Origin of the sequence: Streptomyces bambusae (assembly GCF_020532645.1) — a bacterium.
GTDB classification, from domain to species: domain Bacteria; phylum Actinomycetota; class Actinomycetes; order Streptomycetales; family Streptomycetaceae; genus Streptomyces; species Streptomyces bambusae.
Genome location: NZ_JAJAUZ010000030.1, coordinates 58,239 through 81,714, shown reverse-complemented (window position 1 = coordinate 81,714; position 23,476 = coordinate 58,239). Strand labels below are relative to the sequence as shown.

The 23,476-nt window shown below is 71.1% G+C and carries 17 protein-coding genes and 3 pseudogenes; 10 read left to right on the top strand and 10 right to left on the bottom strand.

Annotated elements, in window-relative coordinates; translation table 11 throughout:
• Positions 1-288 precede the first annotated feature (288 nt).
• The 3 genes and pseudogenes from LG634_RS21370 to LG634_RS21360 all read left to right on the top strand — a co-directional run bounded on the left by LG634_RS21370 (position 289) and on the right by LG634_RS21360 (position 3,983).
• A pseudogene (locus LG634_RS21370) lies at positions 289-2,722 on the top strand (molybdopterin oxidoreductase family protein).
• Positions 2,723-2,766: 44 nt separating this feature from the next.
• A complete protein-coding gene (locus LG634_RS21365; protein WP_226735514.1) occupies positions 2,767-2,958 on the top strand; it encodes a hypothetical protein in 192 nt (63 codons plus the stop codon).
• Between the two features lie 2 nt (positions 2,959-2,960).
• Entirely contained in the window at positions 2,961-3,983 is a 1,023-nt protein-coding gene (locus tag LG634_RS21360; protein ID WP_226735513.1) for a DNA topoisomerase IB, read from the top strand.
• An 86-nt stretch (positions 3,984-4,069) separates the two neighbouring features.
• On the opposite strand, the gene LG634_RS21355 is transcribed toward LG634_RS21360, so the two are convergent.
• Complete coding sequence (locus LG634_RS21355; RefSeq protein WP_226735512.1) at positions 4,070-4,624, bottom strand: cysteine hydrolase family protein; 555 nt, start codon at positions 4,622-4,624, stop codon at positions 4,070-4,072.
• Positions 4,625-4,678: 54 nt separating this feature from the next.
• Positions 4,679-6,145 (bottom strand): aminotransferase class I/II-fold pyridoxal phosphate-dependent enzyme, encoded by a 1,467-nt coding sequence (locus LG634_RS38260; RefSeq protein ID WP_226735511.1) that lies wholly within the window; start codon positions 6,143-6,145, stop codon positions 4,679-4,681.
• 202 nt (positions 6,146-6,347) lie between these two features.
• Between LG634_RS38260 and LG634_RS21345 the strand changes: the two genes are divergently transcribed.
• Both LG634_RS21345 and LG634_RS21340 read left to right on the top strand, forming a co-directional pair.
• Positions 6,348-7,145, top strand: a complete 798-nt coding sequence (locus LG634_RS21345; RefSeq protein ID WP_226735510.1) for an SDR family NAD(P)-dependent oxidoreductase — start codon at positions 6,348-6,350, stop codon at positions 7,143-7,145.
• 101 nt (positions 7,146-7,246) lie between these two features.
• Positions 7,247-7,579 carry a plasmid stabilization protein gene (locus LG634_RS21340; RefSeq protein WP_226735509.1) on the top strand — a complete coding sequence of 111 codons (333 nt, stop codon included), beginning with the start codon at positions 7,247-7,249 and terminating at the stop codon, positions 7,577-7,579.
• 56 nt (positions 7,580-7,635) lie between these two features.
• Here the strand turns inward: LG634_RS21340 and LG634_RS21335 are convergent, their stop codons facing one another.
• Genes LG634_RS21335 through LG634_RS21325 form a run of 3 tightly spaced genes read right to left on the bottom strand, consistent with a single transcriptional unit; the run spans position 7,636 to position 10,502 of the window.
• Positions 7,636-8,523: an SDR family oxidoreductase gene (locus tag LG634_RS21335; protein WP_226735508.1), complete on the bottom strand. Its 888-nt coding sequence runs from the start codon at positions 8,521-8,523 to the stop codon at positions 7,636-7,638.
• 10 nt (positions 8,524-8,533) lie between these two features.
• Positions 8,534-10,165: a phytoene desaturase family protein gene (locus LG634_RS21330; protein WP_226735507.1), complete on the bottom strand. Its 1,632-nt coding sequence runs from the start codon at positions 10,163-10,165 to the stop codon at positions 8,534-8,536.
• Positions 10,158-10,502, bottom strand: a complete 345-nt coding sequence (locus tag LG634_RS21325; RefSeq protein ID WP_226735506.1) for a hypothetical protein — start codon at positions 10,500-10,502, stop codon at positions 10,158-10,160. The genes LG634_RS21330 and LG634_RS21325 overlap by 8 nt, the downstream gene beginning before the upstream one ends.
• A 456-nt stretch (positions 10,503-10,958) precedes the next feature.
• Here LG634_RS21325 and LG634_RS21320 point away from each other — a divergent pair, with 456 nt between their 5' ends.
• Positions 10,959-11,834: an STAS domain-containing protein gene (locus LG634_RS21320; RefSeq protein WP_226735505.1), complete on the top strand. Its 876-nt coding sequence runs from the start codon at positions 10,959-10,961 to the stop codon at positions 11,832-11,834.
• 184 nt (positions 11,835-12,018) lie between these two features.
• Here LG634_RS21320 and LG634_RS21315 read toward each other — a convergent pair whose 3' ends face one another.
• Positions 12,019-12,423, bottom strand: a complete 405-nt coding sequence (locus tag LG634_RS21315) for a profilin family protein (protein WP_226735504.1) — start codon at positions 12,421-12,423, stop codon at positions 12,019-12,021.
• 545 nt (positions 12,424-12,968) lie between these two features.
• Here LG634_RS21315 and LG634_RS21310 point away from each other — a divergent pair.
• The 3 genes and pseudogenes from LG634_RS21310 to LG634_RS21300 all read left to right on the top strand — a co-directional run.
• Positions 12,969-14,438 (top strand): NUDIX domain-containing protein, encoded by a 1,470-nt coding sequence (locus LG634_RS21310; RefSeq protein WP_226735533.1) that lies wholly within the window; start codon positions 12,969-12,971, stop codon positions 14,436-14,438.
• A 539-nt stretch (positions 14,439-14,977) separates the two neighbouring features.
• On the top strand, positions 14,978-17,356 hold the full coding sequence (gene fxlM, locus LG634_RS21305) for a methyltransferase, FxLD system (RefSeq protein ID WP_226735503.1): 2,379 nt from the start codon (positions 14,978-14,980) through the stop codon (positions 17,354-17,356).
• A gap of 291 nt (positions 17,357-17,647) precedes the next feature.
• Positions 17,648-17,776 (top strand): annotated as a pseudogene (locus tag LG634_RS21300) (PIG-L family deacetylase); the annotation flags it as partial.
• 80 nt (positions 17,777-17,856) lie between these two features.
• Here the strand turns inward: LG634_RS21300 and LG634_RS21295 are convergent.
• The 3 genes and pseudogenes from LG634_RS21295 to LG634_RS21285 all read right to left on the bottom strand — a co-directional run.
• Positions 17,857-19,416, bottom strand: a complete 1,560-nt coding sequence (locus LG634_RS21295) for a phosphatidylinositol-specific phospholipase C domain-containing protein (protein ID WP_226735502.1) — start codon at positions 19,414-19,416, stop codon at positions 17,857-17,859.
• 374 nt (positions 19,417-19,790) lie between these two features.
• On the bottom strand, positions 19,791-20,018 hold the full coding sequence (locus LG634_RS21290; RefSeq protein WP_226735501.1) for a hypothetical protein: 228 nt from the start codon (positions 20,016-20,018) through the stop codon (positions 19,791-19,793).
• Between the two features lie 235 nt (positions 20,019-20,253).
• A pseudogene (locus tag LG634_RS21285) lies at positions 20,254-20,671 on the bottom strand (helix-turn-helix domain-containing protein); the annotation flags it as partial.
• Positions 20,672-20,845: 174 nt separating this feature from the next.
• Here LG634_RS21285 and LG634_RS21280 point away from each other — a divergent pair.
• The gene (locus LG634_RS21280) at positions 20,846-22,669 is read left to right on the top strand and encodes a hypothetical protein (RefSeq protein ID WP_226735500.1); all 1,824 of its coding nucleotides are present in this window, start codon (positions 20,846-20,848) and stop codon (positions 22,667-22,669) included.
• 200 nt (positions 22,670-22,869) lie between these two features.
• On the opposite strand, the gene LG634_RS21275 is transcribed toward LG634_RS21280, so the two are convergent.
• Positions 22,870-23,442 (bottom strand): barstar family protein, encoded by a 573-nt coding sequence (locus tag LG634_RS21275; RefSeq protein ID WP_226735499.1) that lies wholly within the window; start codon positions 23,440-23,442, stop codon positions 22,870-22,872.
• Positions 23,443-23,476 lie beyond the last annotated feature (34 nt).

Below are 23,476 nucleotides of genomic sequence, written 5' to 3'. Positions count from 1 at the left end.
CCCAGCCCTGAAGTCGTTGAAGGTCACGTCGGGCTCGTGGGCGGCCCAGGGGCACCACCCTGGGAACCGCCGTGCTCGGGACACCGGGACGCGGCGATGCCCCGGCACTCCGCGCCGCTGCACGGGCCGCCGACGGCCGCCCGAGGCGTCCGGGACGGCGTGGCGGGCTCGGCCCATCCTGGCTGTCCGGCCGGCCGCCGCCAAGGTCACCGTCCCGTTCGCTGCCTGCTCCAGCACCGCCTTCGCGGCCGGGAACATGAAGCCTTCGTGCGCGGGAAGGGGCTCGGCATGGTGACCGAGGCCGTGCCGACCGGGCGTACCGCTGATCCGTGGGGGCGTCGCACTCCGTACGGGCGCGGTGGTGTCTGGCCTGTCCGCGTGGACCGGTACCTCGCCGGGGGCAGCGTCGGCGAGAGCGTGGACCGCTGGGTTCAGACGGCCTCGAACCTCCACTCCAACGGCGATGCGATGGAGCTGGCGGTGCGGGACGACCGGGTCGTCGGTGTCCGGGGGTTGGCCCGGGACCGAGTCAATCGCGGCCGCCTCGACGTGAAGGATCTGTACGGATGGCAGGCCATCGGCTCCCCCGACCGCCTGACCCGCCCGCTGATCCGGGAGGACGGCAGACTGCGCGACACCGACTGGGACACCGCGATGGCCCGCATCACGGAGCGTACGCGGGCACTCCTCGACGGCCCCGGCCCCTCCTCGCTCGGCTTCTACACCAGCGGCCAGCTGTTCCTGGAGGAGTACTACGCCCTGGCCGTGCTCGCCCGCGGCGGACTGGGCACCCGACACCTCGACGGCAACACCCGGCTGTGCACGGCCACCGCCGGCGAGGCGCTCAAGGAGTCCTTCGGCTGCGACGGCCAGCCCGGCTCGTACACCGACATCGACCATGCGGACACCATCGCGCTGTTCGGGCACAACATGGCGGAGACGCAGGGCGTGCTGTGGAGCCGGGTCCTGGACCGCCTGGCCGGACCCGAGCCGCCCGTCCTCCTGTGCGTGGACCCCCGTCCCGGGCCGGTGTCCGATGCGGCCACCGTCCATCTCCAGCCGGCGCCCGGCACCAACCTCGCCCTCATGAACGGCCTGCTCCACGAGGTGATCGCGCACGACTGGACCGACCGTTCCTACATCGAGGCGCACGTCGCGGGCTTCGACCGCCTCGAACGACAGGTCGCCCTCTTCCCGGCCGAAGCCGCCGCCGCGGCCACCGGCGTACCGGCGGAGCAGATCCGTACGGCTGCCCGCCTGCTCGGTCAGGCCGGCCGGCTGCTGTCCACGGTCCTCCAGGGCTTCTACCAGTCCCACCAGGCCACCGCAGCCGCCGTCCAGGTCAACAACCTGCACCTGATCCGCGGCATGCTCGGCCGGCCCGGCTGCGGAATCCTGCAGATGAACGGCCAGCCCACCGCGCAGAACACCCGTGAGTGCGGCGCCGACGGCGACCTGCCGGGCTTCCGCAACTGGGCCAACCCGCGCCACGTCGAGGAACTGGCCAGGATCTGGAACGTTCCGGCGGACCGCATCCCGCACGACGGTCCGCCCACCCACGTCATGGAGATGGTCCGCCTCGCCGAAGAAGGCTCCCTGCGCATGCTGTGGGTCTCCGGGACCAACCCCGCCGTCTCTCTCCCGGAGTTGGAGCGCATCCGTGCCGTGCTCGGCCAGGAGCGGCTGTTCCTCGTCGTCCAGGACCTCTTCCCCACCGAGACGACGGAGTTCGCGGACGTCGTGCTGCCCGCCGCCGGCTGGGGTGAGAAGACCGGCACGTTCACCAATGCCGACCGCACCGTGCACCTCTCGCTCAAAGCGGTCGACCCGCCCGGCGAGGCGCGCCCCGATCTCGACGTCTTCCTCGACTTCGCCCGCCGCATGGACCTGCGTGACGCCTCGGACGCCCCGCTGCTGCCCTGGCGGGGCCCCGAGGAAGTGTTCGAGGCGTGGAAGGAGTGCAGCCGCGGACGCCCCTGCGACTACAGCGGACTCACCTACGCCCGGCTGCACGACCGCGGCGGTATCCAGTGGCCGTGCACGAGCGAGCACCCCGAGGGCACCGAACGCCTCTACAGCCGCGGCGACTTCCGCAGCCGCCCCGAGGACTGCGTGAGCTACGGCCGCGACCTCCTCACGGGGAGCTCCCTCGACGAGGACGCGTACCGGTCCCTGAACCCGGACGGCAAGGCGCTCCTGCGCACCGCCGCCTACGTCCCGCCACCCGAGCAGCCGGACGCCGAGTATCCCCTGTGGATGATCACGGGCCGTACCCTCTACCAGTTCCACACCCGCACCCGCACCGGCCGGGTTCCCGAACTGCGGTCCGCCGCTCCGGAGATGTGGATCGAGATGTCCGGACCCGATGCGGCGGCAGCAGGCATCGAGGAGGGCGACCTCGCCGAGGTGGCCACCCGGCGCGGCACCGTCCGGGCCCGGGTCCGGGTCACCGGGATCCGCCCCGGCGTCGTCTTCCTGCCCTTCCACTACGGCTACTGGGACGCCCCGGACGCGGCCGGTCACCACCGGGCCGCCAACGAGCTCACTCCCACTTCCTGGGACCCGGCGTCGAAGCAGCCCCTGTTCAAAACGGGCGCGGCGTGTGTGACACGGATATCCCCGATCTCGGGCCCCGGCCCCGGCACCCGCCACCGCAGCCTCTCGACCCGAGCCCGGCCGGCCGCCCAACGGCAGCGATACCGCCCCGTCGGCGCCGCCGTGACGGCGGGCCCGCGTGCGTCGGAGGGTACGGGGTAGACGCCCCGCATGAAAGAGACAGACCAGTGGAAACCCGGTGAAATAGTTCCGGACAGCGGCATCTACGCCTGCGACTGCGGCAAGCAGCACCTGTGGAGCAGGAGCACCGACGTCCGCGGGCACCGTTTCCCGCCCCTGCCCTACGACTGCCAGGGCGGGGCATGGACCCTGCGCACACAGGCCCACCCCGACACGGAGTGACCGTGCGGCTGCGGACCAGCGATCCCCACGCGCCGGGATGGCGCCGCGTACGCCACGGGCGCGGATTCCGCTACCTGGACGCCGACGGCCGCCCCCTGGCTCCCGCGGACCGCGACCGGGTGCGCGCCCTGGTGATCCCCCCGGCCTGGCAGGACGTCTGGGTCTGTCCCTGGCCGAACGGACACATCCAGGCGGTGGGGACGGACGCCGCCGGGCGCCGCCAGTACCTCTACCATCCGCATTTCCGCGAGCAGCAGGACGCCGCCAAGCACGAGCACGTCCAGCGCGTCGCCCGCTCGCTGCCCCGCCTGCGCGAGCAGGTGGCGCAGGACCTCACCGGACGCGGGCTGACCCGCCTGCGCGTTCTGGCCTGCCTGACCCGCCTCCTCGACCTCGGCTTCCTCCGCATCGGCGGTGAGCGCTACGCCCGCGACAACGGCAGCTTCGGGCTCACCACCCTGCGGCGGGAACACGTCACCTGCCGCAACGGCGAGATCCGGCTGCACTTCCCCGCCAAGTCCGGCAAGGAGGTCGAGCGCTCGCTCGTCGACGAGCAGGCCCACGCCGTGGTCCGGGCGCTGCTGCGGCGCAGGGACGACGGGGAGAGGCTCTTCGCGTACTGGGAGCACGGGGCCTGGCACGAGGTCCACGCCGAGGACCTCAACGCGTACCTGCGGGAACGGGCCGGCCGGGACGTGACCGCCAAGGACTTCAGGACCTGGTACGCCACCGTGCTGGCGGCGGTGGCCCTGGCCGTGTCCGAGGGCACCGCCGACGCGCCCCGCGCCCGCCGCAGCAAGGTGGTGGCACGCGCCGTGCGGGAGGTCAGCGAATACCTCGGCAACACTCCGGCCGTGTGCCGGGCCTCCTACATCCATCCCCGCATCATCGAGCTCTACGAGGACGGCGAGACCGTCTCCGCCGCCCTCGGCGAGCTGGGTGAGAACGGCACCTTCGGCGAACCGGCGACCCACGGCCGCGTCGAACGCGCCGTCCTGCAGCTCCTGCGCTCGGGCACCGCCTGACGCCGCGGATCCGCCGGCGTACGGCAACCGGCCCCGTCCCGGTCCCCGACGACGAACCGGGCCTTTGCCCCCGTGGCCTCCGGGTGTCAGGCCGGCGTGGCGTCCTCGAAGGCGATCGCGTCGCTCGTGGTCAGCAGCGCGGACATGTTCCGTTCCATCATGCGCAGTGCCGCCTGGGCCAGGTCGGGGTCGATGTGGGCGACGGCGTCGGTGGCGACGACGACTTCGTAGTGCCGGATGTGGGCGTCCAGGGCCGAGTAGAGGACGCACTGTTCGGTGACCTGCCCGCAGAGCACCACCCGCCGGACTTCGAGCTGCCCCAGCAGGTAGGCCAGGGGTGTCTCGTAGAAGACCGAATGCCGTGCCTTGACCACGAAGAGGGCGTGCTCGTCGGGCGCGACCGGTGCGACGAGGTCGCGGTAGCGGCCCGCGAGAGCGGACCGGAGGATCTCTCCGTGGTGTGAGCGCCACTTTCCGAAATTGTCGTTGACGTAGATCACCGGGGCATCACCGGCTCGGGCGCGCTTCAGGAGCGCGCGCACGCCCGGCAGGGCGTCCCGTACGGAGGGCACGAGCGCTTCGGCGTCCTCGTGCTCGTAGCTGTTGAGCATGTCGATCACGATGAGAGCGGTACGGGCCATGGCGATCGCCTCCTCCCGGCCCCTGCCCGATGCAAGCGGGGGCAACCGGGGCGGTCAGTGCCGCCGGAGCACCCTGATGCTCGTGGCCTGCGTGTCGACGGCGTCCGGCAGGACCATCCCCGCCTGTACGCCCGTGCGCAGGTAGGCCAGGACGGCCCCGGTGAGGCGCTCACCGGGGAGGACGGCGGGAATGCCCGGCGGGTAGGGGGTGAGCATTTCGGCGGCGATGCGGCCCTCGGCGCGCTCGCAGGGCACCTGCTCTGTCGGGCCGAAGAACGCGTCACGGGGCAGGGCGGCCTGTTCCAGGCGCAGTTCCGCCGGTGGGGGGACGTCCACACGCGGGCCGGAGCGGAGTTCGGGGGCGTGGGCGGCCAGGTCGCGGAGGGCGGTCAGGAGGATCTTGGCGGTCTGCTGGTCGTCGGCGTGGGTGAGCTGTGCGCTGATGCGGCGGTGGTCGGCGAGGTGGAGGTTGACGCGGTGGTGGGTGCGCAGCCAGTCGGCAGCCGTGTAGCCGGTCGTCTGCCAGTCACTGATGTCGATGGTGATCTGGAGCGGGTCGAGATCGTTGGCCTTGCCCGGACCGCAGAAGTCGGGGCGGCCGTGGACGTGCATGCCGTCGATGCCGTCGATCCGGTCGCGGAGGTCGGCCGCGAGGGCGAGGGCGTGGTCGTAGAGGTTCCTGCCGTGTTCCGTCATCTGCCGGCGCCAGCCGTCGAGGGCGGCGTAGACGAGGACGGAGGGGCTGGTGGTGCCGAGGAGGTCCTCGCGGCTCTTGAGGACTTCGGGTGCGACGAGGTCTCCCTGGAGGTGGAAGACGGAGCTCTGTTCCAGGCCGGAGCCCATTTTGTGGACGGAGGTCACGCACACGTCGGCGCCGGCGTCCATGGCCCAGGTGGGCAGGTCGGGGTGGAAGGGCAGGTGGGCTCCCCAGGCCTCGTCGACGATGAGGGGTTTCCTGCGGCGGTGGCAGACCTCGGCGATGGCCGGCAGGTCCGAGCAGGTGCCGTACGGGGTGGGCGTGGTCACGAGCGCGCCGCGGGCCTCGGGGTGGTCTTCGAAAGCGGCCTCGAAGGCGTCGGCGGACGGCGGATGGGCGAGGTGGCGTTCGGCGTCCCACTGGGGCTCGACCCAGACGGGCCGGATGCCGCAGAGGATGAGGCCGGAGACCACCGACTTGTGGGCATCGCGACCCACCAGCAGTTTCTCGTGCGGGCCCGCGACCGACAGCATCGCGGACTTCACCGACAGGGAACTGCCGCAGGTGGAGAAGAAGGCGTGGTCGGCACCGACGGCATCGGCCATCAGCTCCTGGGCCTCCTCGACCACGCGGTGTGAGGACGTGCGGTCGTCCAGGCCACTGGTCGCAAGGACGTCGGAGCGGAACACGTCGTCCCCGAGAACCGCCCGTACCCGGGGGTCGGCGCCGCGTCCCTGCTTGTGGCCGGGCGGCGTGAAGGGGGTCTGACCGGCCGCGTGGTAGGCGGCGAGGGCATCGAGCACGGGCGTCTTCGACTGGTCCATGCGGCGCGCATGCCCGGAGCCGGAGAAACGACACGGGCCCGCTGCGAGAGGGGTGCTGCACGCTGTCCCGGCGCGCACAGGGTCGGCATGCAGGTCCGGGGACCTGCGTTCTGGGCCGCCGGGGCACCGGGACGGCCATCCGGGCGGAGGTCACGTGTCGACGTCGGCGGAATGAATTCACCTGTACGGGTAGGAGCGATGTATGAGCGAGAACGGACTTGCGGTGGTGCCCGGCGCCTCCAGCGGGATCGGCTTCGAACTGGCCCTCCAGCTTGCGGATCGCGGATACGACCTGATCTTGAATTCGGCGGACGAGGAACGGCTGGAACCCGCGGCAGACGAGATCCGTCGCCGCACGGGCCGGCACGTTCACACCGTAAGGGCGGACTTGCGCCGCTACGAAGAAGCGGAACGATTCTGCGAGGCGATCGCTGCGACGGCACGTCCGGTTGCCGTGGGAGTGCTCAACGCCGGAGTCGGGCAGGGCGGCGCCTTCCTGGACACGGATCTGGAGGACGAGTTCGAGATCGTAGACCTGAACGTGCGGTCCACGGTGCACGTGGCCAAACGGCTCCTGCGCAGCATGGCCGCTCAGGACGAGGGGCGTGTCCTGATCACCTCGTCCATCGCCTCGACGATGCCGGGATCCTTCCAGGCGGTGTACAACGCCTCGAAGTCCTTCCTGCAGTCCTTCGCCCAGGCGTTGCAGAACGAGCTGAAGGACAGCCCCCTCACCGTCACCTCCCTCATGCCCGGCCCGACGGACACCGACTTCTTCCGCCGTGCCGGCATGGAGGCCACCAAAGTCGGCTCCGGCACCAAGGACGACCCGGCCCAGGTCGCCAGGCAGGGGCTCGACGCCCTGTTCTCCGGCAAGGACAAGGTCGTCGCCGGATCCCTGAAGACCCGGGCGCAGGGCCTGGCCAACAAGGTCCTGCCCGACAGCCTGAAGGCCGAAGGACACCGCCGCATGGCCGAACCAGGTTCTGCCGACGGCTGACCCCCCACCCCGGCATTCGCCCCCGGTCCGGGTGCAGGCTCCTCAGGCGTGCGCATCGGGTCCGGCGGGCCCCAACCCGTCAACCAGAAAGGGTTCGCGTCATGCCCAGAGGATCCAGCGCCAAGCGTAAACGGCAGTACGAGCACATCAAGGAATCCGGCGAGAAGCGCGGCATGTCCGAGTCCCGCGCCAAGGAGATGGCCTCGCGAACGGTGAACAAGGAGCGCGCCCGCTCCGGCGAGAGCAAGACCGGCAGCCGCAGCTCCACCCAGGGCAAGTCCGCCTCCCAGCGCGGCGGCCAGAAGTCCTCCGGAGGCGGCGGCGGCTCATCGGAACGCACGAAGGACGAGCTCTACCAAGAGGCGAAGAAGCGCGGCATCGACGGCCGCTCCACCATGACCAAGCAGCAACTGAAGAACGCCCTCGGACACTGACCCGGCCGCCGCCCGGTCCCGGAAGCCGGCCGCCGCAGGTTCGGCAACCGAATCGTTCAGCCCGGGCCGCCGGTGGCCGTGCGGTCGGCCCGGCCGCCTTCGCCCAGCAGTCCTGTGGCCCCGAGGTCCACCTCGGCCGCGAGGCCCGGCAGGTCGCGGCGTGCCACCGCGGTGACCAGGGGCGGCAGGCCGGCGCGCACCACCTGGACCGCCCGGAGCCAGGCGGGGACGTAGACGGCCGCCGCGCGCCGCTCGGTGCAGTCCACCAACCGGGCGGCGACGGTGCTCACCGGGTGGACCCGGCGTGCCGGCGCGGGCATGTGGGCGCGCAGTTCGCGCAGCACGGGGTACCGGTCGGCGTCCTCGATCATGTCCGTGGCAATCCAGTTGAGGTACGCGATGCCGACGCCGACGTGGCGGTGGGCGAGTTCGGCGCGCAGGCAGTGGGCGAACGCCTCCACCCCGGCCTTAGAGGCGCAGTACGCGCTCATCAGCGGGGCTGCGCCGAACGAGGCGAGGGAGGCGATCTGCAGGAAGTAGCCGTGCGTCTCGAGGAGCGCGGGCAGGAAGACGCGGGCGGTCGTGGCGCTGCCGATGAGGTTGACGTCGACCACGCGTCGCCAGGTGGCGGGGTGGGAGGTGGGGAAGGGGCCGCCCTCGGCGACTCCGGCGTTGGCGATGACGACGGACGGCGGTCCCAGGGTGGCCGTGACCTCCTGCGCGACGCGGGCCATGGCCGTGTCGTCGGTGATGTCGGCCTCCCAGCAGGCGGTCAGGGCGCCGAAGGGCGCGGCGACTTCGGCGAGCCGTTCGCCCTCGTGGCCGACGAGGGCGGTACGGACGCCACGGCCGGCGAGTTCCCGGGCCAGGCCGGCGCCCAGGCCGCGGGCCGCCCCGGTGACGACGGCGACCCTCCCGCGCAGCGGGCCGGCATGCGGTGCCATGACGACTCCTTCAGGGTGAGCCGGCCGCCCGGCCCCTCCTGTCCCGGTAGGCCAGGATGCGTTGGGTGCGGGTGAGCAGGCGGTCGGTGGGGCGGCCGCGCAGGGCGGCGCGGGCGGCGTTGGCTCCGGGCGCGCCGTGGACGCCGCCGCCGGGGTGGGCGCCGGCGGAGGCCAGGTAGAGGCCCCGTACGGGGGTTTCGGGGCGTCCGGTGCCCGGCAGCGGACGGAACAGCAGCTGCTGGTGGAGGGCGGCGGTGCCGCCGTTGATGGCACCGCCGTGCAGGTTGGCGTCGAGCTGTTCGAGGGTGGGCGGGGCGAGGACGCGCCGGCCCATGATCCGAGAGCGGAAACCGGGTGCGCGGCGTTCGATCTGGTCCTCGACCCGGTCGGCCATCCGCTCCTGCTCGGTGTGGTTCCAGGCACCGGTCAGACCTTGGCTGCCGGCGTCGCCGCGGACGTGCTGCGGCACGTGGGTGTAGGCCCAGGCCGATTCGGTGCCGGCCGGGGACCGGGTGGGGTCGGCGGTGGTCATCTGCCCCACCAGCAGGAACGGTTCGTCGGGCACCTGGCCCATGGCGATCTGGGCGGCGAAGCGGGTGAGCGCGTCGACGCCGTCGGCCACGTGGACGGTGCCGGCCCCGACGGCGCCGGGGGCGGTCCAGGGGATCCGCCCGCTCAGCGCCCAGTCGACCTTGACCGTCGCGAAGTCCCAGTGGAAGGCCTTCAGGTCCGCCAGGAGCCGGCCGGGCAGGAAGGCCTCGTCGACCAGGCTGCCGTAGAGGGCCGGGGCGCTGACGTCCGCCAGGACCGCGCGGCGGGCGGCCACCCGGCCGCCGTCGGCCGTACGGACACCCACGGCCCGGCCCTGCCGGACGAGGACCTCCCGTACCGGGGTACCGCAGTGCAGCACTCCCCCGGCGGCCTCCAGTCGGCGGACGAGGGCCGCGGTCAGGGCGCCGGCACCGCCGACGGGGACCGGGAACCCGTACGTCTGCCCCAGCATGCACATCAGCCACCCGAAGCCGCCGCTGCCCGCGGCCTCGGGTGCGAGGTCGGCGTGCAGGGCGTTGCCGGCCAGGAGGAGACGTCCGCCCTCCCCGGCGAACTCTTCCTCCCCCAGCCGCCGCACCGGCAGCAGCATGCTGCGCGCCAGGTGCAGCCCGCCGGCCGCGCGCAGGCGGGGCAGCAGGCGCAGGGCGGGCAGCAGGGGCGGGAACGGGGTGAAGAGGGACCGCAGCAGTTCGGGGCCGATCCTGTCCCAGGTCGCGCACAGGTCGCGCCAGGCGGCTCCGTCCCCGGCCGCGAAGGCGTCGAGGCCCGCGGCGGTGGCGTCCACCCGGTCCTCCAGTACGGCGCAGCGGCCGTCGGGCAGCGGGTGGGCCAGGACGCTGGGCGCCCGGGTCCAGCGCAGCCCGTGCAGGTCCAACTGCAGCCGGTCGAGTACAGGGGACGCAGCCGCCAGGGGGTAGAAGGCGCTGAAGACATCGGACACGTAGTCGGGGTGGACCAGACGGTCGCTGCGTACGGCACCGCCCGGTTCCGGCTGTGCCTCCAGGACTTCGACGCTCCAGCCCGCGTCGGCAAGCACGTTCGCGGCCACGAGCCCGTTGGGACCGGCGCCGATCACCACCGCGTCAGCCATGGGCCCTCCCCTCGGGATCCGCCACCGCCGCTGCTGCGGCGGGGCGCCTGCCGGTGGGGGGCAGCTCCTCAACAGGTTCGGCCGGCCGGTGCAGCATGCGGCGATCGCGTCCGTGCAGCCGTGCGTCGAGCGGCACGCTGTACACAGCGCCTGCGGTGCCGCACGGCGGGCGCTCGTCGACGATGAGCAGGGTGCGCGCTCCCGCATCCGGACGGTCGCCGTCGCCCGGGCGCGACCGGGACGGCCCGACCACCCCCCGGCAGTACGGGCCGAGGTCGGCCAGGACCGCCCCCACCCGGTCGGCAGGGGCTTCGGCGAGCTGGAGCCGTACCGCCATCTCTCCTCCTGTCCCGGTGGGCCGGCCGCGGGGGGTTGTGGAGCGCGCCTACCCCCGCCCGACCGCAGCACACCCCCGCGGCAGGCGGCGGCTCAGCCGGGGCCGGGGTGTGGTCCGGCCGGGGGCGCGCCGTCGTCCGGGCGTGGCGAGGGCGGGCGGCGGCGGGCCCGTCAATGGCCAGACGGTACGAAGGGGCGCAGCGGACCGGCCTCCTGGTGAGCCGGGGAACCAAACATGGCTTTACCTCCGGCCGCGGGGCAGACTGGGGGTACGACCAGCCTGGTCTGGTGAGGGACCCCGCGCCACCACGAGGTCACGTAGCGTGTGGCTGCAGGACGGTACGGGAGGTCTTGCTCGGCTGTGCGCAGCCCGCATCGGCAGCGCGCTTGACGGCCTCCCCCGCACCTGTGTGGGCGCCGACCGTGATGGGCTCCCATCCGAACGGCGGACTCATCCATGCTCCGCACCCTCGATGTGGCAGTGACCACTCATGCCCGGCACAGCTGGATCTACGTGACCGGGGAACTCGACGCGCAGACCTGCCCGCAGGTTGCCCGCGTCGCGAACGCGATCCCGCTCGCCGGCCGGACACTCGTCGTCGACCTGGCCGGGGTCGAGTTCATGGACTCGGCCGCCCTGCGCCTCCTGCTTTTCCTGCACCGTCGCGCCGAGGCCGTGTCGGGCCGCCTCGTACTGCGCAACGTTCCCGATCAGGGGCTGCGCCTGCTCGACCTCGCCGGCGCCCTCCCCGCTCTTCGCCCTCTGCTCCACCCCGCAGGCCCCGCAACGGCCTCCGCTACCGACCGCAGCACGCTCGCCCAGCACCGCGCCGGCCCCCACGCAGAACCGGTGGACGGACACGGGGCCGACGGCCGGCTCCCTGCGCTACGCCTTTCCGGCCTACCCGGGCCGGCCGCGCGCATGCGCACACTCGTCGACGACCTCGCCGCCGAAGCCGAGCAGCAGCTCCGCGAGCACACCTGGCACCCGACAGCCGCCGAGCGCGCCGTCGCCGCAGCGGCAGCCACCGAACTCCGGACCGCCATCGGCCCACTCCACATCCAGCGAAGCCTGCCTGCGATCGAACGCCTCGCCCACCTCAGGGAAGCCCTCGCCGTCCTGGCCGTCTTCCTCTCCCGCGTCCACGGACGGCTCGCCTGGTTCCTCGGCTCAGCCGGCACCACCCTCACCCCCGTACTCCACTGGCGCGCCCTCCCCGACCACAACGGGCCCACGTTCGGCGCCGTCCAGCCCACCCCCCGGCAGTACGACGAAGCCGAACACGTCATCCGCCAACTCGCCGCCACCCTCGACCGCATCAGCACCACCTGACCCGCCCCCACCAGCACTGCGGCCGAGCGGCAGTCTGCACGGCCCACACCCGACCATCCGCCGAAGCGCGGCCCGGGCGTCAAAAGGGCTTGCACTCCGCGGCCGGCCGCGAGGGCACGGGTGGCGCGGCTGCTCGGCGCCCCGAGCCGAGCCGTGGGACCAGGGCCCATCACCGACGCACGTCTCAGGTGCGTGGGGGCCCGTGGGGTCGGTGGGCCCCGGCGAGAAGGTCGGCGAGGTTGGCCACCGCGAGAACTGCGTCCGCAGCGGGGTGTCCTTCGTCGTAGCGGGCCACCACGATGTAGGGCGGGCGATGCACCACCACGACCCCGCCTTCTCCGCCGCGTCGTCCGTGCAGCAGCCTTCGGCCTGCCTCTGCCGGCTGGTAGGAAAGCCCTCCCACGGTGATCCCCGCGGCGTCGGTCTCTGCCGGCTCCTGGAGCCGGCGCGCCAAGCGCCTGCCTTCGTCCACCGTGGTCAGCGGCCGGCCCGCTGCCGCCCGCAGTGAACCGTCTTCACGCAGTACCTCGATGTCCGCCAGCCCTACCGCCCTCAAGGCCTGACGCAGCTCCGCCGTCACCTCGCCCACCGCGCATACCTCCCCTGCTCTCGTCTCAGCCTGTACGCCCTGGCCTCTCAACGACGCGACTGCCCGTCACCTCGCGTGGAATGCGCCGAGGGGAAGGAGAAGAGACAGGGGCGTTGACCCATCCGGTGCGGCCGCGGCTGTCGGTGACGATGGTCTCGGCTCCGGTGGCGTCGAAGCACGTGCCTGCGGTGCGATTGAACGTCGGCGTTTCGGCCAACCCGCCCTCGACCGGGGCTCGTGCGAGGCAAGGGTCGGTGCACAGGGCACCTTCGGAAATCCGCTTGATTCCCGGGTGCGCAACCCGTCCGAAAGGAACAGGTGCTCGAAATCGCGACGCGTCGTTGAGCACGTCGACGTCACCACCACGTCCACGAAAGGGGAACTCATTGACGCCTGTCGAACCAGACAGCGACAAGATCGCAGGCGGCCCGAAGGCCGGAGCCGCGCACAACATGTCGGGCACCGACTGCGAGCTGTACGGGGCCCGGCTGCGCTTCGACCAGTCCCACGTCCGGCCTCACGACTTCGAAGGCGAGACGATGCCCATGTCCCCCAGCTCCACCGCGATCCGCAGGACCGTCGAGGCGTACCTCGGCCGGCACCCCGGCGAGCGTGACGCCCTGGCCGGGCTCCTCGCCGCGCTGGACCGGTCCGTCGACGCGACCGCGCGGACGACACTGCCCGGGCACGTCACGTGCAGCGCTGTCGTCATCGACCGGCAGGGCCGGGTCCTGCACATCCGGCACCGGGCCACTGGCGGCCTCATGCTCGCCCCCGGCGGTCACATCGAGCCCGGCGACCGCACACTGCTCGCCGCGGCGCTGCGCGAGGCGGCGGAGGAGGCTGGGATCGCGCCGGGCGCCCTGTGCCTGACCCGGCAGCTGCTCGGTTCGCCGATCGACATCGACGTCCACGACATCGACGCCAGCCCGTCCAAGGGCGAACCGGCTCACCGCCACTACGACTTCCGCTACGTCTTCTGCCTCGCCGGCGAGGAGCCGCCCGCGATCGCGCTGCAGGACGAGGAGGTGTCCGGCGCCCGGTGGCTCCCGCAGCCGGACGTCACCTCTCCGACACTCCGCGCGAAACTCCTCGCGGCGCGCCTGGACGGCAGTCCGGAGCCGGTGAACGCTTCCGCGCTGATCCACGACGGGACCGGCCGGTACCTGCTCCATCTGCGCGACCACAAACCCGACGCCATCTGGCAGTCGGGGGCATTCGCCCTGCTCGGCGGCGGCCGCACGCACGACGACCAGAGCCTTGAGGGCACTCTGCTGCGGGAGCTGTCCGAAGAGGTGCCCGACCTCCGCCCGGAGGACGTGAAGCCCTACGCCGTGGAGGTCGCCACCAGCGTCGACGGGTTCAGCGTCCCGGTCCTCGTGTTCGCCTGCCGGTGGCGCGGCGACCCCGACCGACTCGCGCTGCACGAGGGTGTGCTGCTGCGCTGGTTCTCGGTCGACGAACTGGACCGGCTGCGTCTGAGCCCCGCCACCCGGGACCTGATTCGCCGGCACGCGGCCGAGAACCCCCCGGACAGCGAGCCGGCCGTGGCTCCTCCGGTGTGGGGCGGGGGCAGCCGGACGGTACTGAACGGCATCGGAGTCCACCTCCACCTCGAAGACGCCGAAGGCCGGGTACTTCTCGGTCTGCGTCACCCCGAGTCGAAGTACGCGGGCGACACCTGGCACTACCTCGCCGGGCGGTGCGAGCAGGAGTCCGCCCTCTCATGCCTGGTCCGCGAGGCACGGGAGGAAGCAGGGCTGGTCATCGACCCCGCGGACGTGGAGCTCGTCCACGTCGTCCATGTCGTCGACACCCCGGGCAGCCTGCCCTTGATGCAGCTCGTCTTCCGGGCTCGCCGGTGGGAGGGCACCCCCGAGGTGCGCGAGCCCGACAAGTGTCTGACCTGGCGGTGGTGGCCGCGGCACGAACTCCCGGACCGCCTCGTCCCGTACACCCGCACGGCCATCGCCGCGATCTCCGAAGGCCGCCCCTATTCCCAGCTGGGCTGGTGAGGGGTGAGCAACCCACCGGCAGCGGACCCGGCCTGCGGGCCCACACACCACGCCCACGCACGTACTGCGGGAGCGCCGGCGGAGCCGAGGGAGTTGCGTCGTGCCGCCCTGCACCGAGACCGCTTCCGCCACCGGTGCCTCGCCGTGGCGGGAGCGGGACGGCTGAGAACGCCCGCTACCGCGCGCCGCACGCCGTCGTGGCGATCATGCGCGCCGGCAGCCCTGGACCTCTGAGGCCGACTGGACGGCCTCCCTCGGGGGGCTGGTCCAGAGCCACCTCGGCGAGGACCGGCGCGCGGGCACCAGTGGCAGATATGCCGGGCCGGGCCGCTCCTACTCGCGCGCCGCCCCGGCGGTGACGCGTGACCGGCGCCCAGCAGCACACCGACCCGCTCGGTCCTGTCCATCCTCAACGCCGTCTCCGGCATCTCCTACGGCACCACCCACGGCAATCCCGAGCGGGTGGAGCGCAGCCCGGCCCGGCTGCGCACCGCACAGCGCCACTGACCCTCTCTCCGCCCACCACGAGGAGCAGCACGTTGACGTACACCGCACGCGATCAGTGGGAGCAGCACTACGGCGACGGGAAGGGATGGCGGCAGCTCGGCGAGCGCGAACAGCAGCTCCTTGCCGAGCACACCCCGGTCCCCCAGGGCGGGGGCCGAGCCCTGGATGTGGGCTGCGGGACCGGGGAGCTGGCCGCCCATCTGGCTGGGATGGGCTACGCCGTGGACGCCGTCGACTTCGCCGACAGCGCGATCGCCCGGGCCCGCGAGGAGCACGCGAGCGTCGAGGGCGTGCGCTGGCTGCAGCTGGACATCGAGCGCGACGACCCGGCCCCGCTGCACAAGGAGGGCTACGACCTGATCACGCTGCGGCTGGTGTACCCGTTCGTGAGGGACCGCAGCCGGACCGCTCACGGGCTGGGCGAGCGGCTGCGCGACGGTGGCGCACTCGTCGTCATCACCCCGATCGTCGAGAACACGCCCGCGGAGCGGCGCGGGATCGCCCTGTGTGAGGCTGAAATCACGCTGCTCTCTGCGGGTTGGGAATCGGTGGAGCGGCTGGATGCGGACGGGCTGGCCTTCCTGATCCTGCGCGGGCCGTGCCACCTGGACAACCGGGCCGTCGAGAAGCGGCCGACCACCGGCCACGCCCTGACCGGCGCCCTAGCCGTCGTCACCGACGACGCGGGCCGGGTCCTGCTCGGCCGCTCCCGGCGCGGCGTGCTCGAGCTGCCCGGTGGCAAGACCACCGGCCCGGAGGACTTCGCCGCCGCCGCGGTGCGCGAACTCGCCGAGGAGACCGGGCTGATCGCCGATCCCGCCGACGCGCACATGGTGACGATGCTGGTCGACGACAGCCACGGGATCCCGCGGCTCACGGCCGTCGTCCGCATCACCGCCTGGACGGGCGTCCTGGCCAACCCCGAGCCCGACAAGTTCGACCGCTGGGAGTTCTTCGACCTCCACGGCCTCGCCTGCGTCGGGGACGTGTTCGCCCCGGCTGCTCGCGCGCTGGATGCCGTGTGGCCCGGCATCCTTCCCGGCCTGCCTCCGACGACCTCGTACCCCATCGCCGCCGACCAGCCGCCCGTGCCGGGGGAACCGACCGAGGCCGCCAGGCTGCGCACCGAGATGACCCAGATGGTCATCGACGGCGGCTGGGCTCCCTCGGAGCGCGTCCGGGAGGCCCTGCGAACCGTGCCCCGGCACCGCTTCGCCCCGGAGGCGAACCTCCTGGCCGCGTACGACGGCGGCGACCGGGCCGTCGTCACCCGACGCGACTTGGCCGGGACGGCGATCAGTTCGGTGTCCGCGGCCTGGCTCCAGGCCGACATGATCGAACACCTCCGACTGAAGCCGGGTGCGTTCGTGTTCGAGGCCGGGTCCGGCGGCTACAACGCCGAGCTGATCGCCCACGTCATCGGACCCGGCGGGCGTGTGATCACCGTCGACATCGACCCCTGGGTCGTGCGCCGCACCCGCCGGTTCCTGACGGAGGCCGGCACCGGCCGCGTCACCGCCGTCGAAGCCGACGCGGCCCTCGGCGCGCCCGCCCTCCTTGTGCCGCGCGGCGGCTTCGACGCCGGCATGGTCACCTACAACTGCTGGGACATCGCCCCGGCCTGGAGGCAGCAGCTGGCCGAGGGGGGCCGCCTGGTCCTGCCGCTGGAGATGGGCGGCTACACCCGCGCCGTGACCTTCGAGCGCCGCGGCGAGGTGCTGCACGCACTCCACTTCACCTACTGCGGCTTCGTACGCGACCAAGGGCAGCAGGCCCGCACCATCCCGGCCGTCTCCCTTCTCGACGGCGCGCTCACGCTCCGCTTCGAGCACGGCACCGCCGCCGCCGCCGAGACGAGCGGTTTGGAGGAGGCGTTGCGCGGGCCGCGGCACGAGGTCGCGACCGGCATCACGATGGGAGCGAACTGCTACTTCGGATCGCTGCAGTTGTACACGGCCACCACTCTGCCGGGCTTCTGCCGTTTGGCCTGCCACAAGGATCCGGGCGAGGGTGTGACCCGCATCGCGAAGGACCGGGACGTCCCCGCGATCGTCGGCGACGCCTCGCTCGCCCACCTGCTTCACGTCCGGACCAAGGACGGCGACCGCCCGGAGCACAAGGAGTGGGAGTGGGTCGTCCATGCCTTCGGTAAGCAGGGCTCCGAGCTTGCGGAGCAGCTGGTCGACACGGTCCGGGCCTGGGACCGCCACGTGCGCTCCGACGACAACGACAAGCACGCCGACCCGGTCCTCACGGTCCACCCGGCCGGCACACCCGACGACCTGCTGCCCGTCGGCGACGTCCTGGACAAGGAACACAGCCGCCTGGTGTTCCGCTGGCCGGGACGTGAGGCACTGCTGCCCCGGCCCCTCGGGCACCCGGGGGCGGCCATCGTGACGCAGGCGACGTGACGGTGGAGCAGCCGCTGCGGGAAGCGGCGTTCGTCGCCCCGGCGGAGCACGACGAGAGGCGAGGATGCGGGCCGCCGCTGTGTGGCGAGCGATCACACTGGTCCGGGCCGTGCGCGGCAGCGGACCGGGCGAGCCACTGCGCGGCATGCGCCAAGGGTGGACGGCCACGACCCGGCATACGCCGCGGCGGCTTCCGATGAGCTGGCGCACCGTCTGCCGGCTCACCGCCGCCGGGCGGCTGCCGGTCGTCTGGCCCTCCCCTGTCCGCTGCTCCGAGGAGTTGTCTCCGCCATGAACCACCCGCCCTTGCCCTCGCTGATGGGGGTGTTCGCGCATCCCGACGATGAGAGTCTGCTGGCCGGCGGGGTGCTCGCGCAGCACCATGCCGTCGGCGCCCGCACCGCCGTCGTCACCGCCACTTGACGTTCCTCTGTCCTCAGAATTCGTGTGGGCGCACGGGAGGGCCGGGGCGCCGTGCGTCCCGGCCCTCCCGGCTGCCGTCACCTCGGGCAGGCGTCCTGCGTGACCTTGCCGCCCGCCGTGGCGGCGGTGGCCGTGTCCATGGACAGGCACAGGCCGGTCCAGTTGCTGATGAACTTGTACGCCATGGTGGAGCCGCCCGGGACGGCGACGTAGGTGGGCACGATGTTCCACATCTGGTTTCCGGAGAACCAGCGGGTCTCGCAGGGCCACCAGAACAGCTGGGCACCGGCGGGCGGCGCACTGCCGTCGCTGACAGGGAGCGTCAGGCACTTGCCGTTGCTCGCCTTGATCCAGAAGTGGCCCTTGGGGTCGTACGAGGCGGGCGGCTGCTCGGCCCTCCACTGGTGGCTGCTGGGCGGCGTCGACTGGCATTCGCGCTGGGTGACCACGCCGCCGGTCGTCGACCCTTCGAACTCGGGTCCGCGCACCATGCATCGGCTGTACCGGCTGTTCTTGTACGTCTTGGCGACGCTGTCGACCAGCCAGATCGCCCGGTCCCCGCCCTTGACCACGTAGTCCTTGTTGCGGGCGATGATCTCGTCCACCAGGCCGCGGCCCGGGAAGTCCATGAGGACGATGCCGATGCGCCCTCCACCGCCCGTGAGCCACTTCATCAGCTGGTAGTTGACTCCCGGCACGTCGGTGGTGACGCCGCCCTGGACCGACCGGTAGCCGCCGGCGAACTCGAACGGGAGCCGGTTGAGCATGTCGGAGGCCGAGGTGTACGTCACGAACATCGAGCTCGTGCTGCTCGCAACCGCCTTCTTGATGTTGTCCTGGACGTATGCCCACTTCGCCGGCACCGACGACGGGGCCCAGTGGTCTTCCTTGTTGTCGTTGAAGCCCTTGATCCCGTACGCGTCGCTGTCGACGTTGTCGAAGCTGCCGAGGACCAGCTTGCCCCGGACGTCGCCGAGCCTGGGGACGTCCGCGCGGGCGGCACCGGACGAGGTGGCCGCGTGGAACAGACCGGAGTACTTCTGCCGGTACTCGGCGAATATCTCCCGGACCCGCGCCGACGTGACCGACTTGGGGTCGTTCGCGCAGTCGGTGGGTGACCCGCCTGTGTACGGGCACTCGGCCCGCAGCCGCATCACGATCGTCTCGCCCGGGTGGGAGCGGAGGAAGGACTGCGCCTTGGTCAGGACGTCGTCGAAGTTGGCCTGCTGGTAGTACGCGCTGTGGTGGACCGTGAAGTACTTGTTCTCGGTGACCCGGACCCGGATGTCGATGGCCCGGATGCCCCGCTCCAGCTGCGCCGTGAGGGTGTCCGCGCTGTCGCCGTAGTCCTCCTGCGTCTGTACCGCGGCCCCGCCGTGGATGGAGAGCGTGTCGTGGGTGCCGGGCAGGGACAGCTCCGAAAGCCTGGCGTCCGAGGCGTAGCTCCGCAGCCAGTCGGCCCGGTCCGCTGCGCCGAGGTTGCGGTAGGCGTCGCTGTTGGTCGAACCGGCCGCACCGGCGGTGGTGGTGGGGGCGAGGAGGGCGGCGCCCAGGACGGCGCAGACCGTCATGAGTCGCGCAGGGATGCCGTACCGGCGGCGTGCTCTGGTGCGGGGGTGGGGGGTGGGGCGGGACATGGAGCTCCTGTCCGAGTGCGAAGGCGGTGCGCCAGTCACTCTCGGGGCTCGCGCTGCCGTTCCGCTGACGCCCCGCTGACGTTCGGGGCGGAGCCGGTGCCGGCGGAGCGGGGCTCCGGGATGCGGGAGGGTCCGCGCCGTGCGGCGCGGACCCTCCCGGCCGGCGGCCGGCAGACGTCAGGTGGCGTGCCGGGGACGGGCGCGGCCCGGCCCGTGGCACGGGGAGGCTCCGGCCGTTGCCGTCGTCCGTGCCCGGGGCCGGAGCCGGGGCCGGAGCCGGGGCCGGCGGGTGGGGGGCCGGCGGGGCCGGCTGTGATTCCGCGGCAGGAGCAGGACCGCAAGGAGGCAGGGGCCGAGGACCAGCAGCGAGAAGATCACGCCGCCTCCTCGGGGTGCTCCTCTCCGGGACGGCCGGGACGGCAGGGCGAGGGCGGTGCGGCGCCGGGCAGGGCCCGGACGGTGGGGCGGACGGCCGCGGGCCGGTCCCGTATGGCGTCGGCGGCGTCGGGCGCCGGATCCGCGCTCGCGGGCGGCTGTCCGCATCCTGCTGCTGCGGTGTCGGGGGCGGCGGTCAGTATCGGGGCGGGGGCGGTTCCGTTCATGCCCGCCCCAACCTCACTCGCCGCAGGCCCGTCACGCCGCGTCACCCGCGCGAAGCCCGACGCTCGACCCCGCGGGGGAACTCCGTCGTCCGTTCGCGTCACGGGTGCATCCGTCTGCAACGGGCACCTGTCGTGCCGGAATCCTCCGACGGGAGCGCGTCATGTGCGGGCGCGTCCGGCACCGGATCGGCCGGTGAGGGTGAATTGTGCAGGCTCGCGATACCGAGCATCGCATGTCCGCGACCGCGGTCGTCTTGCCGACGGCGGCCTTGGGACCGGACAGTCCCCAGGCCTTGCGGTCGTTGCGGTTGCCGGGCAGCGGCCGGCCGACGGCTACGACGAGGCGGGTACCCGGCGTCGATGACGACATGATGGTTGGTGGAGTACGGACGGTTCTTCGACGACGGCCCGAGGTGGTCGATGGTGCGGTCGGCGGCGGACCTCGACACACCGGACAGCGGGGCGAGTTGCCGCAGCGTCAGGCTCGTCCGCCAGTACGCCGTGACCAACAGGACCCGGTCCTCCAGCAGCAGGCTCCATGGCCGGCCCTTGCGGACCGGGTCCGTACCCTCGCGCCGCAGCGCAGTGATCAGCTCCTTAGGTGCACGCGTCCGGACTGCTCGTCCTCGTGCTGCAGCGACACCACTGATCACAATTCTGATTACGTCGGCTCGACTGTGGGTGCCAGGTAAAGATCCGTAGGCGGAAAAGTGACCACGGGAAGTAATGCTTTGCCCGCCCGGCTGCCCCGGCAGACATAGCGTGGCTCATGAGGGCGCAATAGATTTTGCACAACGCCCACGACGCCTAATTGGACGGGACCCGAAGTGATAAAAGAAGAACAGTTCAAGCAGCTCTTCCAGCAGATTGCGGGCAACGAGCGCGTGAAGTCGGACGAGACCACGGTCAACCTGGGCAGCACACTTGGTTGGCCGGATCCGTCAGACGGGGCAGCGCTGGCTGCTGCCGGGGAGCGTCTCTACCACACGCTGATGGCTGTCCATGAGCGGAAGGGCATGAACGCAACGTGGTGCCTCGAGGAGGCACAACACCTCCACGGCAACATCGAAGCGGACGGCATTGAACCCTACATTGACCTGGCCGTACTTCCCTGGCTGCAGGGTCTTTGGTTTGCCGTGTGCAACCCCGAGGGGGACACGCTCTACAACGAGGCAGGAGTCCTCGTGGCCCGGGTCCACGCAGACCGCGTCGAGCCGGTAGAGCGAGGCTGGGAAGTCACCCGAGAGCTGGGGGGAGGTCTCCAGCGCGCAGACACGAAGACTGGTGAATTCAGGTATCGCAACAATGATACAGACCAGACACTTCACCGGGAAGAATCGGTAAAAGCGTTCCACAAGAAAAGAGCCAAGGCTCAATCGGAACTCGTACGCGCAAAGGTTCTCAAGTCAAAAGGTCCAGTGATCAGTCCCCGTGCCCTGAAGAGCGTCAGCGACCCAGATGAATACGGCCCCGAGGCCGACGCTTGGAATGGCGTTCTGTATTACGACGTGAAGGACGAACTTCAGCGGATCGTAACCCTCACCCCGCTCAAGGGGGACTGCCCGCTTGAGGGGGGCAACGGCTGGGGATTGGTCCGAGACGGCGAGCAAGTAGGCCCCGGTGCGTGGGGATGGGTACTGACGCAGGAAGACAAGCTCTTCCTGTTCCAGGACAACCTCCGGCTCTTCTACAAGGTTGCGAACGGAAAGTCCGACCTTCCAAGGCTCGACAAGAGCATCCAGAAGCTGGCCGAGGAGGGCATCCCTTGGACGGATTACGGGAACCTCGCAAAGATCGTGTCGGCAGGCAGGGTTCAGAAAATCGTGGAACGCCACACCAGTAATAGCCGCGGCGAACCCGTCAGAGGTGCGGGGATGCTGACCGTGGGCAAGGTGGTGCACGCGGCCAAAACACCTGAGGGCGATCAGATTTTCTTCAAGGACGCGGCCGAGAAGCGAGAGTACTCCACTACCAAACAGGCAGCGGGCTGGAGTGAGCTTTTCGTTGAATCGACACTGATCTCCTCAATCGACAGCAACAGCGGCCACTACAAGCCGCTGGTCGAGAACCTCGCCAATGCAGTTCGGACCCTTTTCCACCAGCGGTTCCTCGTGGCACACACCAGCGCGAAAGCGTCGCACGTATACCGCGACGGCGCAACCGCAGACGGCGCCGGACTCCAAACCAACGCCGCGACCCTGCTCGCCAGCTTCCAAGGGGCGGAGCGCAACCTGACCGGCCCGGAACAGGTCGCCCGAACGGAAATAGCCGAGGAGATCCGAGACGAATTCCGAGACAAGGAGCGAAGCAAGAAAATTCGCGCCAAGATGCCCCACATGATCGAGCATTTCCGCAGCACCAATCACGACGGCATCAATCGCAAGTGGCTCAAGGCTTACGAGAATTTCACTGCCGAGGAGCGGATAATCTGGGAAGAAATTCTTCACAACGACGAGCTTGTGCCCCCGATGGACAAGGGTGCTGTCGCCGCTCTTGCCGCGGGCTTCGAAAAGCCCACGCCTCTCTACTCCACCACCAGCGACGATCAATTTGCAGTCAACGTGAAAATTTTCCTGAAGCCTGCAGAGATCGAGTTGCTACCACTGCTGTCGGAGGAAGCGACTCATCAGGACAGCGACAGCGACAACTAAGAGTTGTCCCACAAATGATCTCGGGTCGGTGACCATGTGAAGCTCCGGGTGGAAGGTTTTCGACCAAGAAAATCCCTCCACCCGGGGCTCGGTCGAAATCGTCCGCTGGGTCGGGGCGGAATCAACTGGCTGGCGCGTCTGCGGGAGGCCCCTCGCTTCACGCATTCCGTGAGCCTATTCCAACCTCGCGCGGCCCGGAGTCAGGAGATCTTCGGGCGCCCGGCGGCGTCGGGTCGCCAGACATCGAGGTCCAGGGCCACCGTGAGAAAATCCCCCTCCACACGGACGACGAGGTCGGGATCCTTGATTCCCGCGGCGAACTCGTCGGCGCGGACGTCGTCGAGCAGGAAGATGAAGTGCTCGATCACCACGGGCTGATCCCTGAGGTCGCCGTCCGGATCCACCGCGGTGTTCGCACGGTCCGCTGCGAGGCACAGCACCATCATGAACACCTTGAGGTGATCCGCTCCGAGTAGCGCATCGGCTCCGTGGACGACCATGACGATTCCCACCCCGCCCGTCACGGTCTCGTGGAGGTCGTCGAGGCAGTCGACCAGCGCATCCCAATTCCAGCCGAAATAGCCTGGGACACCGATCGCGCGGGCGAAGGCGTCAAGTACACCAGCCTCATCTGTCAGATCGCGGGCGTGCACCTCGTACACCTGCCCACCCGCAGCGCGCAGAGCTGCCGTCTGCTCTTTGAATTCAACCGCCTCACGAGGGCCGAAGATGACCCAGGGCGTCTCCGGTTTGGCCACATCGAACAAGGTCACACCTGACCCTTCCTGGCGAATCCGCCGAAAACCA